The organism is Nostoc sp. NOS(2021) (assembly GCF_017115025.1).
In the GTDB taxonomy this organism is placed as follows: Bacteria; Cyanobacteriota; Cyanobacteriia; order Cyanobacteriales; family Nostocaceae; genus Nostoc.
The window spans coordinates 20,749-34,890 of sequence record NZ_JABXKM010000114.1 but is presented as its reverse complement, the minus strand read 5'-3'; the positions used below and the strand labels follow the sequence as shown (position 1 = coordinate 34,890).

Below are 14,142 nucleotides of genomic sequence, written 5' to 3'. Positions count from 1 at the left end.
TCCTTAAAAAGGAGGGAATTAGAGCAAGCCTTAAAAACCAAGCGTATTGTCTTATAAATTATCAATGCTTAAAGTAAATACAGCAGTAAAACATTAAGTTTTGTGACAGTAGGCGAAATTCTTTTTAGCCAAGCTGAATCAACAATTGTACACATCCTGTAGGAAATGGAAACAGTCATGAACCCTGAAACATTACAACAGTTACAAGACGAGATTCAACAGAAACTGCTTGAAAGCGTTAATAACGCTGGCTTATACACGGTGCTTGAGAAGTACGGAGTATTAGAAGATAGAGCTTTGAGAGTTCAGTGGCAGTGCAATCTTGACCTAAATAAAATCAAATCTGGTGATGCAGTTGCTCAAGAGCAACCTAATGAATTATTGGCAGCAAACCCAGGAGGCCCAAGAGAGGGAATTGTGCTAATGGAAAAATCATGGTGTGTCCCTTGCCCTTCAACTGGCAGCCCTCTCGGCTGTAACTGCTAAATAATTTAGTCTTCGGACTGTCAGAAACCATTTATAAAGTAAATCTAAAGAAACCAACTTGGGTGCGCTGGTTGACCAGTTGCTACAACTCTTTTGACTAGAGCAACACACTGGCTCCCCTAGATTAATTTTATTTTTACTTTATAAATCACCTCTAAAGAGTTTATTCTAGTGAGTATAAAAATGCTGAACTTTGCATTTACTAGTTAGGCTACAGAGATAATCTCAACTATCACTATACCTAATTAGCAAGGAGCAGTATTTAAATATACTCTTATTTTTTGGGTGCAAGTTTGTCATGTCTCGATACCTAAGCAGTTGGTACTGGGAGTTAGGGATAGTGAGTACTTTAGCAATTGCTGGAGTGCTCACTTTCTTTGAGAGTTTTGCCTTAGCCCAAATACAACAGGATGGCACGCTTGGCTCTGAAAGTTCAATCATTACACCAAAGTTAATCGATGGTCAGCCTATAGACCAGATTGATGGTGGGGCAGTTCGTGGTACAAACTTGTTCCACAGCTTTGAACAGTTTTCTGTCCCTGCGGGAAGGACAGCCTACTTTAACAATGCAATAGATATTCAAAACATTATCAGTCGGGTGACGGGCAATTCTATTTCTAATATAGATGGCATTCTGAAAGCTAACGGCACAGCCAACCTGTTTCTGATTAATCCTAACGGCATTGTTTTTGGGTCAAATGCTTCTTTAAATATCGGCGGTTCATTTGTGGCCAGTACGGCGAGTAGCTTGAACTTTGCTGATGGTACAAAATTTAGTGCTACATCTCCTCAAACTACACCCCTGCTGACAGTAAGTGTTCCCATTGGTTTACAATTCGGAGCAACTGCGGCTCCCATCCGCAATCAATCCCAAGCAGAACCAGATGGCGCAGTTAATATCTTTGGACAAGGCGTTGGTCTACAGGTGCAGCAAGGCAAAACCTTGGCACTTATAGGCGGTGATATCACGCTAAATGGGGGAAATATAACAGCAGAGGACGGAAGCGTTGAGTTAGGAAGCGTCGCTGCTAATAGTCTGGTCAGTTTAAGTCCAAGGAACCAAGGTTGGGCATTTGGATATGAAGGTGTTCAAAATTTCCAGAACATCGAATTAATCAAATCGCAGCAAATTTCATCTACTATAGATACCCATGCAGAAGATACTCATGAAGAGGGTGGCGGCAATATCCAGATGCAAGGCAAGGTTGTGCGGATAGCTGGCGGTTACGTAATTCTAGTTCATCCCTTGGAAGAGCAATCAGGGGGGAATTTGACAGTGAACGCCTCAGACTCTGTAGTAGTTGAGCAAAATGCACAACTGTTTACTCAGAGTTTCTCCACCGGAAACTCTGGAAACATAAATATCACTACTAAAAAGGTGGTCGTCAAAGATGGAGCACAATTGCAGGGGCAATTGACCATAAACGCCTCAGATTCCGTGGAACTAATCAGCGGCACTCCCATTCCTGTCTTCGCAGATGGTAGTGATTTAATATCCAGTGGATTATTTAGTGCAACTTATGGCGATAAAAACGCTGGCAGCATCACAATTAATACTGGAAAGTTGCGTATCGAAGGAGGGGCAAGTATATCAACAACCTCTGAGAGCATATATAACTATATTCCTAACCAACTTATACCAGCTACAGGAAATGCAGGAAATTTGACGGTGAACGCCTCTGAGTCTGTAGAACTAATTGGAACCTCACCAAATGGTTCTAGAGTCAGTGGCTTGTTTTCTGGAACTCAAGGGCCTGGAGATGGGGGTAACTTGACCCTAACGACAGGGCAATTGATTATCAAGGATGGGGCTGCAATATCTGTGAGCAGCCAAGCTCGAAAAAATGTAATCTATATCGGAGATCCAAATAACTTAGGGAAAGCAGGCGATTTAAATATAACCGCTCGCTCCATACTTCTGGACAAAGGAATACTCACATCTAATAGTGAGTTGGGTAAAGGCGGGAATATTACGCTACAGGTGCGGGACTTGTTACTAATGCGCCGCAACAGTCAAATAACCACTAACGCCGGGGATATTGGAGATGGCGGAAAGATCACCATCAAAGCACCTAATGGCTTCCTTATCTCCGTTCCCTTAGAAAATAGCGATATCACCGCCAACGCCAACTTTGGCTCTGGTGGTAAAATCACAATCGCCGCTAAGAACATCTTTGGTTTTGTGCGCCGCACAGGTGCAGATGTAGAGATGTTTGATCCAACAGGCGAAAAAAACCCGAATAATCTGCAAACAAATGACATCACGGCATTTTCTCAGCAAAACCCTTCATTAAGTGGCACTGTACAAATCAACTCACCAGATGTTAACCCCAGTAAAGGATTAGTGGAACTTCCTGTAAATCTGGTTGATGCTTCGCAGCAAATTGTTGCTGGTTGTAATTCTGGTGGAAAAATAGGCAGGAGTTCATTTATTGCGACTGGGCGTGGAGGACTAGCACCCGATCCTACGGAGCCATTGATAGCTGATGCGGTGCTAGCAGATTGGATCACACTCTCTCCAGAGAGTAAGAATCGTGCTGGCGGTATTCAGAAAAGAGTGGTTGTTCACAAGCAGCGAAACACAGAAAAATCACAGAAATTTAATTCTGTCAACGAACCTACTCAAATTGTGGAAGCCCAAGGATGGGTAATGGATGCTAATGGTAACGTGGTTCTGGTTGCTCAAGTACCCACTACGTCGCCCCATAACTCCTCACTGGTCGCTACATCTTGCGCTGCTAATTAAAAATTGACAGGACTTACGCACAAGCAACGGAAAATCGAACCACAGAGGACGCAGAGAAGCCAGTGCGTTGCGGGGGTTCCCACGGCAGTCACTCATGGGGGAAACCCCCAAGACCGCGCTGCCTCCCCGTTGTAGCAACTGGCGCGACACGGAGGAATAAGAGTTTGAGAGGTTTTTTGCGTAAGTCCTAATTGAGATAAGTTAAACAGTCTTTGGATTAATAATTCTCGTAAATTTTGTCGGCGCGATCGCATAGCCCACCGTACCCCTACTCTTAAGCAAGCTAGGCGTAGCGTTCCGCAGGAAAGGTATCGCTTCTTCGCTATGAACTTCACACAAGCGATCGCCCCTTGTACCAAGCTTTAAGTAAATTCCGCAAAAAAATATAAAGTTTAGTTCTACAGTCCGTAATTGTTACTAGCCAAGCTGAAGTAATAATTATGGATGTTTGCAAAAGTTTTAGACTACTAAAACTTTTGCACCCCTCTAGACTCCGTATACTTAATTCCTTCGTTGCCAAACTGTACTAATCGAAGTCACGTTAATTTAGTACATCACAAGATAAGTTCACACATTTACCAATCTGCAAGGAGAGCAAAATTCATGGAATCTCAAACTTCACAGCTAACAATTCTAAATGCTCAAACATTACAGCAATTAGAAGACGAGATTAAGAACGAATTGAGTCACATACTGAAGAACTCTAATTTCGGCGAAGTACTCAACAAATATGGCATATCAGGACAAAATATTTTAAAAGTTCAGTGCTTACTCGATTTCACTCAAATCGAAGTTAGTGATGCTGATGGTAATCAGGAAAGCAAGAAATTTTTGCAAACAATTATTCAAGAACAAAACACAACGCTTAAAGCACTTCCTCAAGTCGTTTTTTGTAAACCTTGCCCAGTACCTGGCTATCCTAGTGGCTGCTGGGTAGATTAGATATCACTAAACTACCATCTAGTGATGTTGGTGAGGGTAAGCAAAGAATTTTCATCAGCAATTTTGCAACAGTAAACAATACTAGTGAAATTGTGACAGTGGAACCCTTGCCTACTACCCTCGCTATTAGGACTTACGCACAAGAGATCCCCCAATCCCCTTAAAAAGGAGGCTTTTAGCGTTCCCCCCTTTTTAAGGGGGGTTAGGGGGGATCTAGGTTTCAGGTTTTCAGTGCGTAAGTTCTCGTTATCTTTAAAATTATCTACTGCTAAATAATAATTGCTAGATAATATCACTCATCCTGCTAGCAAATCAACAATATTTCACTACTAAACTATTAGATCTCTTGCATAAATGCTTAAATTATCATGTTGAGTCGAGCGAAACATCTGTGAGATTCTTCTCTCCACTGCGTTCCGCTCAAAATGACATTCCTGATTTTTTGACTTTTGCAAGAGGTCTATTATTTATAAGGTGCAAATTTTGTTATGACTAAAAATAGCAGCGTTTGGTCTTGGCAGCTAAGTCTAATGAGTTTTTTAGTAATTACTGGAACACTCACCTTATCTGAGTATTGTGCCAAGGCACAGATTAAAGAGGATAGCACTCTCGGAACTAACAGTTCAATCGTTACACCCAAACTGATTAATGGTCAGTATACTTACCAGATCGATGGTGGGGCAATTCATGGTACAAACTTGTTCCACAGTTTTGAACAGTTTTCTGTTCTCACTGGCAATACAGCCTACTTTAACAATGCGGCAAATATTGATAATGTCATCGCCCGGATAACGGGCAAGTCTATTTCTAATATTGATGGCACACTTCGAGCTAACGGTACAGCCAACCTGTTTCTAATTAATCCCAACGGGATTATTTTTGGCCCCAACGCTTCTTTAAACATCCGCGGTTCATTCGTGGCAAGTACGGCGAGTAGTCTGAACTTTGCCGATGGTACTAAATTTAGCGCCACAGCTCCCCAAACTACACCCCTTCTGACAGTCAGTGTTCCCGTTGGCTTACAATTTGGAGCTACACCAGGAACCATCCGCAATCAATCCCAAGCAAGTCCAGATGGCGCAATCAATGGCTTGGAAGCGCCTGTTGGTCTACAGGTGCAGCCAGATAAAACATTGGCACTTGTAGGCGGTGATCTTGTGCTGGAGGGAGGAAATTTAACAGCAAAGGGAGGACGAATAGAGCTAGGAAGTGTTGCTCTTAATAGTCTGGTTAAAATCAAGCAAACAGACCAAGGTTGGGACTTGGGATACGACAGTGTAAATAATTTCCAGGACATCCAATTAATTTCGCGAACTGGAATCCCTTCTTATGTAGATGTCAGTGGCGAGGGTGGAGGTAATGTTCTGGTGCAAGGCAGGGACGTGCTATTAACTGGTTTTTCAGAGATTTTGGCTAATAGCCTGAACGGGCAACTAGCAGCAAATTTGACGGTTACTGCCTCAGATACTGTAAAACTAATCGGTGGTGAGCCTTTGACGGTTGGGACTTTTGGTGGAGGAGGCGCTGGAAACTTAACGATTAACACTAGGAAGTTGATTGTCAGCGATGGGGCACAAGTGTTGCTTGATACTTCTGTCTCCAATTCGGTGGGACAATTGACCGTGAACGCCTCAGATTCTGTGGAACTAATCGGTGGTGTATCCTTTACAACCCCTTCTTCACTAAATATTAGTTTTATACCTAGCGGATTGTTTAGCGCAACTTATGATGTGGGAAATGCTAGTAACATCACGATTAACACTCCCAGGTTAAGTATCCGCGAAGGGGCACAGGTGTCAACAGAGTCTTCCAGATTATTGCTATTGGCTGAGAACCAATCTATAACCGCTACGGGGCAAGCAGGGAATTTGACTGTGAACGCTAGCTCTATACTTCTGGACAAAGGAACACTCACATCTAATAGTGATTCAGGTGAAGGCGGGAATATTATGCTACAAGTGCGGGACTTATTACTGATGCGCCACAACAGCCAAATATCTACTAATGCCGGGGGTGATAAAACTGGCGGTAATATCACCATCAATGCACCTAATGGCTTCCTCGTCGCCACTCCCTTAGGAAATAACGATATCACCGCCAACGCCAATTTTGGCTCTGGTGGTAAAATCACAATTACTACTAAGAACATCTTTGGATTTGTGCCCCGCACAGGTGCAGATGTAGAGAGGCTTGATCCAAAAGCAATCAACCCGAATAACCTGCCAACAAATGACATCACCGCATTTTCTCAGCAAAACCCTTCATTAAATGGCACTGTACAAATCAACTCACCGGATGCTGACCCCAGTAAAGGATTAGTAGAACTGCCCGCAAATCTGGTTGATGCTTCGCAGCAAATTGTTGCTGGTTGTAATTCTAGTGGAAAAATAGCAAGAAGTTCATTTATTGCGACTGGGCGTGGAGGAATAGCAGCCGATCCCACGCAGCCATTGATAGCTGATGATGCGGTGCTGGCAGATTGGATCACACTGGAGTCAGAGAGTCAGAATCGTGCTGACAGTATTCAAAAAAGAGTGGTTGTTCAGGCGCAGCGAAACACAGAAGAAAAATCACAGAAGGTTAATTCTGTCAACGTCCATACTCAAATTGTAGAAGCTCAAGGTTGGGTTATAGATGCCAATGGTAACGTGGTTTTGGTTGCTCAAGTACCCACTGCAACGCCCCATAACTCCTCACTCACCACTGCATCTTGCGCTGCTAAGGAATAAGAATTAAATAACATACAATTTATGTCTCTGGCTTACCTCACCCTCAATCCCTCTCCGATATATTGTAGAGGGAAGCTAGATACAGGATGAAGTTTTGTATTTTATTTAATCCACGTTCCTAATTAGAATTTGAGATATGGCGGTTTTCATACGCATAAGCTAGGGCGAATGGAATTCGCGGCTACACAAACTCTCGTCCGCCTCCGCGGACTAAGGAAAAATTGAGGGTTTGAAACCCACGGAGGTAGGTTTTGCCTCGTGTAGACGCGGTTTCTAACCGCCCTTTTGACTAGAAGTTAAACTGTCTCTGGATAAATGTTTAATTCTCGTAACTTCGCGGCCATGCGCGGCCTCCCCACTACCTAACTCGTCTCCTGAATTTGCAGACGAATAGTGTGTTCAGTCGCGCCACTAAGTTGCAACTCCATGATTTCACCACCCAGAGGTTCCAAGCAAGTGAGGAGCGATCGCAAGTTGGGTGTACTTGCGCCAGTATCTACATATAATCGATCTGCTAAATTACTGATCCGTTTCCAAGTCATGTAAAGTTTAGCGATCGTTTGTTCCATCTGCGATGCTTGATTTACCAAATCAGCAGCAATACTCAAACAGCCGACTCTTTGCGCTTCTTCTAAGGCTGTTTCAATATCAACATCTTCCTGCGTCAGCGCCTGAACTTGAGCCGCCCCTTTGAGATATTTCGCCAAGTTACGCGCTTCGGTTGTTACCTGTTTCAGGGTATCCACATCAGGATTAGCAGCAATTTCCTTTTGGATAAATTTTTGGTGCGATTCTGGCAGTTTTTCCATTTCCTTCACCAGTGGGGCGATGTAGCGTGGAGGAAGGGTGTTATCTGCGGCTTTTTCCTTAACTTCTTCAGGTAATAAATCTGAGGACATGGCTGTCCATTCATCGCTGAGTTGACGCACTTCCCGCCTGGTGATGCGATCGCCTTTTTGGGCGGCTTCACTCACCATCTGTTGCACTTGGGGGGATGCTTTGGAGGTTTCGATAAAAGCCCGTTTGCTGAAGTTGTTTACAGATCCGGGGTCAAGTTTACCGTCTTCGATCAGGGTATCGGCACTATTCGCCAGTTGAATCCAGGCATAAGCTTGACTTTTGCTGATTTCCCGCTCTTTTAGCCATCGCAGAAAGCCAGTACCGCGTCCGTCACCACCAATTTTCTCTCTGTCGCGGATCGCCCGTAAAATTCGCCCCCGCCAGATTTCAGTTTGCAGATCAAAGCGATCGCATACCTGCCAAGCTATTTCTAGCTGCTGTTGAAAATCTGACTCTAGAATCTGTTCATCTTCTGGATCGGGCAGTTCAAAGCTGATATCTACTGGCTGTAGTAAAGCAGCAGCAAGGTCGTTGGTGGAGTCGGTGTCTTGCACGATTGATGACTAACTAGTGGATGCGATCGGCTTATTATGCCACAATCTGTAGATTCTAACCTAAGTAGGTGGTACGGTATCTTGAATTACAGCAAAATGGTAGCAAGGGGTAAACCACCTAGCGAAGTCTTTAATTGATCAGAGAGAATAAAAATAAAACGATGAACCAGGTAGACTACCTCCGCATTAGCTTAATCGATCGCTGCAATTTTCGTTGTCAATACTGTATGCCAGAGGGAGTAGAACTGGACTATATTCTCAAGCAACAGCTGTTGACTGATGAGGAGCTGCTCACCTTAATTCAAGAGGTATTTATTCCCGTAGGCTTTAATCGGTTTCGTTTGACTGGGGGTGAACCGTTATTGCGTCCGCGGGTGGTGGATTTGGTAAGTGCGATCGCAACTCTCCCCCAAACTCAAGATATCTCGATGACCACCAACGGGTTTTTGCTGGCTCCGATGGCGCAAAACCTTTACAATGCTGGTCTGCGACGAATTAATATTAGTCTGGACTCTCTTGATCCCGACATTTTTGACCAAATTATTGGTAATCAGGGGCGTTCTCGTTGGCAACAAGTTTGGCAGGGGATTCAAGCTGCCCATCATGTCGGATTCGACCCACTGAAGCTGAATGTAGTCGTGATTCCTGGCGTAAATGACCACGAAGTTCTCGATTTAGCCGCCCTGACAATTGACAAACAGTGGCACGTTCGATTTATTGAATTCATGCCCATTGGTAATGCACATTTGTTTGGCGATCGCGGTTGGGTATCTTCAGCCGATTTACGGCAACAAATCTGCGATCGCTGGGGCTTGACAGAATCCCAAGTTCGTGGTGCTGGCCCTGCTAATGTCTTTCAAATTCCCGGTGCGAAGGGGACACTAGGATTTATTAGTCAAATGTCGGAATGTTTTTGCGATCGTTGTAACCGGATGCGCCTGAGTGCCGATGGCTGGCTGCGTCCCTGTTTATTGAATGAAACTGGTCAAATAGATTTGAAAACTGCTCTCCGTTCTGGTACTAGCACCGCTCAATTACAAGAGCAGGTCAGGCATTTACTCGGAATCAAGCCAGAAATTAACTTTAAAGGGCGCGATTCTGGTATTTTAGGTACATATACCCGCACCATGTCGCAAATTGGCGGTTAGTTATTAGTCATTGGTTATTTGTCCTTTGCAAATGACTAGGGACAAATGACTAGCCCTTTCAAGGTGGTGAAATTCCGAACCAAGATTGGTTATTTCAACTTTCAAAAAGCCCAAAATCTGAGCAGAGAACTCAGGATGATAGCACTGAAACAACGTATCTTCGTTTGTCACCTTGAAAGGGCTAGGACAAATGACTAAGGACAAATGACTAAGGACAAATGACTATTACGCTTGTCGTGAGTAGTATTCCACCACAAGTAGTTCGTTAACTTGTAGTGCCACCCATTCTCGCTCAATAACGCTGTTGACTTTACCAACCAACTTAGTTTTGTCGAACTCCAAATGACTGGGGAGGTTGGCCAAACCGGGATATTGCAAGTTAGCTTCCACCAACTTCCGGGATTGTGCCCGATCCCTGACCGCAATTACTTCTCCAGGACGGCATTGATAGCTGGCAATATTCACCACACGACCGTTAACAGTTACGTGACCATGATTTACCAGTTGACGAGCTGCTGGAATAGTCGGGGCTATACCCAAACGGAAAACCGTATTATCCAAGCGCATTTCTAGCAATTGCAGCAGCACTTGCCCGGTAGAACCAGTAACACGTCTGGCTTTCCGCACATAGCGTAGCAATTGCTTTTCAGTCAAACCGTAGTTGAAGCGGAGCTTTTGCTTTTCCTCTAAACGGATAGCATACTCAGAGCGCTTCTTGCGGTTCTGACCATGCTGACCAGGTGGGTAAGCGCGTCTGGCGCTTTTACGAGTCAATCCTGGTAAGTCGCCCAAGCGACGGACAATTCTGAGGCGTGGCCCTCTATATCGGGACATGAGTTTCCTTTATCTAATCCTGTTTAAACTTTACCCAAACATTCCATTTTGACATTCCACTGATGATAAATCAGGGGATTCTTGTTTTTTTGAGGCTGCTTGCCTTGGTATGACGTATCCTACCAATGTAGAGGCATCTTCTTTGTTGCCAGTTGCTTGAAGTCGGTAGAGCCGACGCACTGGCTCCCAAGCCTGAATTCCGACGTGCCCCGCCGTACTCCTGCCAATAAGTTTTTTGTGTTTATTTAGTTTCGGAGGCTACTCAATCATCAGATTGGTTTACGCAGTATTCTTACTTTGAAATACTTTTTACGTTGCCTACTTATCTTTCAAACAGATATATTAACACAATTTTCGGCATAATTAATTATGTCTAGGACTTACGCATTGACAGACATAACCAAATTGCCTCTCGTTCCTGGGCAGCAGCCCAGGAACGAGGCAGGGCAAGACTTTTATATTAATAAGCTTGATATGCAGATGATGCTCAATTTTTAAAGTGCGTAAGTCCTAATGTCTATACCTTGCTCACGCTGAAATTATTTGATTGCAGAGGATTTTTAAAATATTTGAGTTAGCATAACCTTGGGTGTTTGGAGAATGGCAATGTCACAGAGCAAAAAAGTGGTTAACAGAGGTAAGAACAAACAAGGCAGTTCCACCTCCAGGATTTTAACAGTATCAGTTTTGGCTATAGCTGGATGGTTGACAACAATCTTGCCTAATGTGGCTGTTGCTGCCTCTTACAGCAATGATTATAGTGTTTGTGCGGGTCGCCTTTTGAGCGTGGGTGTCACGGCAGAAGCGGCATCACAAGGTTGTGCAAAGGCACTGCGTCCAAGGGATTTGGCTGCTTGCGTGGTTAAGATTGAGAAGCAGACCCAAATTGCCGCGACAGATGCGCTTTCCTCTTGTGGGAAGGCCCGGCGTCCTGAGGAGTTAGCTACCTGTGTAGTTGGCGTCACCTCTAGTACTCAGGAAGCAGTTAATCCAGCAGCTTTAGATTACTGTGGTCGTAGTTTGTTGCCCGTGCGCTTTGGTCAGTGTGTGGTTGGCTTCCATAGTAGTAAAATCGACCTTCCCCCTACCCAGATATTGGAAACTTGTATCGATGCTAGTGATAGCGTTATCGGGGCTTCATCTTCGTCTACACCGCAGACTATAACTCCTGCAGGATCAAGTCCAAGTCTAGAGATTACCCCAATTCAAACGCCGCAGCCGCCTGCTCCCACGCAGCCGGTTGTTCCACTGCAACCGCTTATTCCCGGGCAACCCCGGACTAATTAAATTAGGAGTTGTGATGCGTAAAGCCCCCGTCATTTATGTGGGGGAGTGCGTCAAAGTGCTTTGTAATTGACTGAAAATACAGGTTAATTTTTTTTAGGGTGGGCATTACAATGCCCACTCTACTATCTATCAGCAAAGCGACAATATTTATATAAAACCCGCCATAATTGCCCTCTGCTTGCAAATTATGCAAACTAAATACTTACAATACAAAAGTCACAAAATTGCTTGTGACTTTTGTACTACTAGTACAATATGACAAGTAAAAAGCTTACTTTATCAGCTTTTGGAATTTTGAATTCCGCATAATGGCACTAGTCTTCTCTTTCGCCAAAAGCTGTCTGTAAAATCACTGCAATACCACCGTCTTGGTGATATTTATCTGCCCAGGCCCGGATAACTTCATCCAATTCTTCCATAGCCTGTTCCATTTTTTCTGGAAGGATATCAAGTTCTTCCAGCAAGCGCATGGCATTTCGTCGCCGTTCTGCCCAATTTTTCATCATGCGGAAATACCGAGCGGTATCTTCTACCATGATGTAAGTGCGTTCTTGATCGTCTGCTGGGGCATAAAAAGGACGGGTAAGAGCGTAGAAGGGCATTCCCCAAGGAGAATCAATGCGTGTTACCGTGCCTGAGTAGAGTAGACGGCGCTTGATATGCTCACCCAAGGCTTCACTCAAAGGCATTTGGTGTTCGGGTGGCAAGTCTTCTTGCGATCGCCTGTGCAAAAACTCAATCAAATCCAGAAACTCAAAAGAGCTAACTAACTGGGCATCAGGTAGATTGCTTGGCAGTTTCTGCTCAATTTGTCTTTTTTCTTCACTAGTCAGATTGCTACCAGGAACGCGCGATCGCCCCGGTTGCCAAGGATACTTTTCTAGCCAGACATAAGGCAATTGAATCAAATAGCGCGGTTCCTGAGAACCCAGCATCTTCAACAGTTTGCCTTCTGTTAGTGCCTGTCTGACTTCTTCTACAATAATTTTTACCCGTTTCGGCTCCAGGTGGTGCAAATGCCCTGTCATCCGCAGGTTTTGTCCCTGCTCCAGATAGGTCATGTAAATTGCACACTTTGCTGCCGTTGCGGCTGCGTCTAAAAATGCCCCATGCCTGTGCCCACTCGTCCGCATGGCACTAAAAGCCAGATAAAGCATGATCTGATCCATCGCACTGGGGTCAAGACGTTTGATCAGATCTATGTCGTTACTCATATTACAGACAATTGAATAGCACGTTTACACAATTTTTAATCAAGTGAGAATAGGTAGTATACACCTGGCTGAAAGGCAATGTCTTTACTTCAGACTATATTAGTATGCGATAACTATGAAGTCGGTAGTAGCCAAAACTACCATTCTCACATATTTTCTGGTACACAAGCAGATTCGGTGGTTGTTACTATAACTTGTCTCTGCATCTGACCGGAAAATTACAGACATCACCAAGTCCAGCTTGACGGCGGTTTACGTCCCAAAAATCAACTGTGTTGCAAGTAATCTACAAAGCCTTTAAGTTCTCTGAGGTTTTTCTCATTTTTCAAGAGCAACAACGTCAAGCTGCTTACACCTAATTATGGCACTATGCCGACTCAGAGTAAAAACTAGTTTGCGCGGTTAATCTGGGATATCTGTTACTCGAAAAAGATGGTTTTTTTCAGCTTTGGCAAATTATTTGTAGGACACAGGTGACTAGAAATAATTGGGAGTGGTCTAAAAAGAAATCGCTTACCAGGTGTAGCCACATTTAGAGGTTGAGCCACACGGCTCGTTGTGAACTATTATCCCGTTCATAACCTCCTGTGATGTCTCGGTAGTATCAGCCGTTGGCTTGAGGGAAGATAGTAGACATCAAGTAGAGCAGATAATTCCAATTTCAAAATACCTGTTGTTTTTTCAAATATCGTTACTTATCATATCATTATTTTTGGGATTTGGAAGAAATTTATGTATTTTAAAGTTTATAAATGAGCGTATTTAAATAATTTTTATTCTGGTTAAATCAAGGTTTGATGATATTTTTATTGTTACTCCTAAATCCAAGTCTGATTTATCCTTTTATGTCGATGATTGGACACAGAAACCCGCGATTAATTCAGACTTAATCGCATAGCCATCAGGCTTTGTTGATCATGCTAATAACCTCCAGATTAGTTAGTAGCCATAGATATAATAAAACACATTGGATTACATCTGATGATTATTTAGAGCTTTTTTCTCAATGAATTTATATTTCTTTCATGAAAAAATTTTAAAATTTCATGATTTAACTAATTCATTGGCTATTTTCAAGTATGTTTTTACCTCGCTGTTTTATATATTTGAGGGGCTTCAATTGCGTAGATAGTTTGTTGCTAGAAAAGGAGGAGAATCCGTAGCAGGCTATGATATAATCTTCTTTCTCTGGGTGTTTGGGCGATCGCAGACCAAGTTTACTAGTACAGATCGGCAGAAATAACAGATACCATCTCACCAAACACAAGAGCATGGAAATGAGGAATTTTGAATTTCGCCTTACTCGCAGGGGTTTTCGTAAGATAAAGTTACTAGCTGTTTCACGGGCGATCGCTCCACATA

General features: G+C 43.6%; 9 protein-coding genes. 6 read left to right on the top strand and 3 right to left on the bottom strand.

What is annotated here, in order from left to right; all coding sequences use genetic code 11:
* Positions 1 to 177: 177 nt before the first annotated feature.
* The 4 genes from HWQ41_RS14270 (at position 178) to HWQ41_RS14255 (ending at position 6,903) form a co-directional block, all read left to right on the top strand.
* Positions 178 to 486, top strand: a complete 309-nt coding sequence (locus HWQ41_RS14270) for a hypothetical protein (protein WP_292763642.1) — start codon at positions 178 to 180, stop codon at positions 484 to 486.
* Between the two features lie 298 nt (positions 487 to 784).
* Entirely contained in the window at positions 785 to 3,232 is a 2,448-nt protein-coding gene (locus HWQ41_RS14265; protein WP_292763640.1) for a filamentous hemagglutinin N-terminal domain-containing protein, read from the top strand.
* Between the two features lie 603 nt (positions 3,233 to 3,835).
* Positions 3,836 to 4,174, top strand: a complete 339-nt coding sequence (locus tag HWQ41_RS14260) for a hypothetical protein (RefSeq protein WP_292763638.1) — start codon at positions 3,836 to 3,838, stop codon at positions 4,172 to 4,174.
* 488 nt (positions 4,175 to 4,662) lie between these two features.
* Positions 4,663 to 6,903 (top strand): filamentous hemagglutinin N-terminal domain-containing protein, encoded by a 2,241-nt coding sequence (locus tag HWQ41_RS14255; protein ID WP_292763636.1) that lies wholly within the window; start codon positions 4,663 to 4,665, stop codon positions 6,901 to 6,903.
* Between the two features lie 362 nt (positions 6,904 to 7,265).
* On the opposite strand, the gene HWQ41_RS14250 is transcribed toward HWQ41_RS14255, so the two are convergent.
* A complete protein-coding gene (locus tag HWQ41_RS14250; protein WP_292763634.1) occupies positions 7,266 to 8,297 on the bottom strand; it encodes a hypothetical protein in 1,032 nt (343 codons plus the stop codon).
* A 161-nt stretch (positions 8,298 to 8,458) separates the two neighbouring features.
* On the opposite strand from HWQ41_RS14250, the gene moaA reads away from it, so the two are divergent.
* Positions 8,459 to 9,445, top strand: coding sequence for a GTP 3',8-cyclase MoaA (gene moaA / locus HWQ41_RS14245; protein ID WP_292763633.1), 987 nt, complete (start codon positions 8,459 to 8,461; stop codon positions 9,443 to 9,445).
* Between the two features lie 225 nt (positions 9,446 to 9,670).
* Here moaA and rpsD read toward each other — a convergent pair whose 3' ends face one another.
* Positions 9,671 to 10,279 (bottom strand): 30S ribosomal protein S4, encoded by a 609-nt coding sequence (rpsD, locus tag HWQ41_RS14240; protein WP_292763632.1) that lies wholly within the window; start codon positions 10,277 to 10,279, stop codon positions 9,671 to 9,673.
* Between the two features lie 606 nt (positions 10,280 to 10,885).
* On the opposite strand from rpsD, the gene HWQ41_RS14235 reads away from it, so the two are divergent.
* Positions 10,886 to 11,566, top strand: a complete 681-nt coding sequence (locus HWQ41_RS14235; protein WP_292763631.1) for a hypothetical protein — start codon at positions 10,886 to 10,888, stop codon at positions 11,564 to 11,566.
* Between the two features lie 314 nt (positions 11,567 to 11,880).
* Here HWQ41_RS14235 and hetR read toward each other — a convergent pair whose 3' ends face one another.
* Positions 11,881 to 12,780: a heterocyst differentiation master regulator HetR gene (hetR, locus tag HWQ41_RS14230; RefSeq protein ID WP_292763630.1), complete on the bottom strand. Its 900-nt coding sequence runs from the start codon at positions 12,778 to 12,780 to the stop codon at positions 11,881 to 11,883.
* Positions 12,781 to 14,142 lie beyond the last annotated feature (1,362 nt).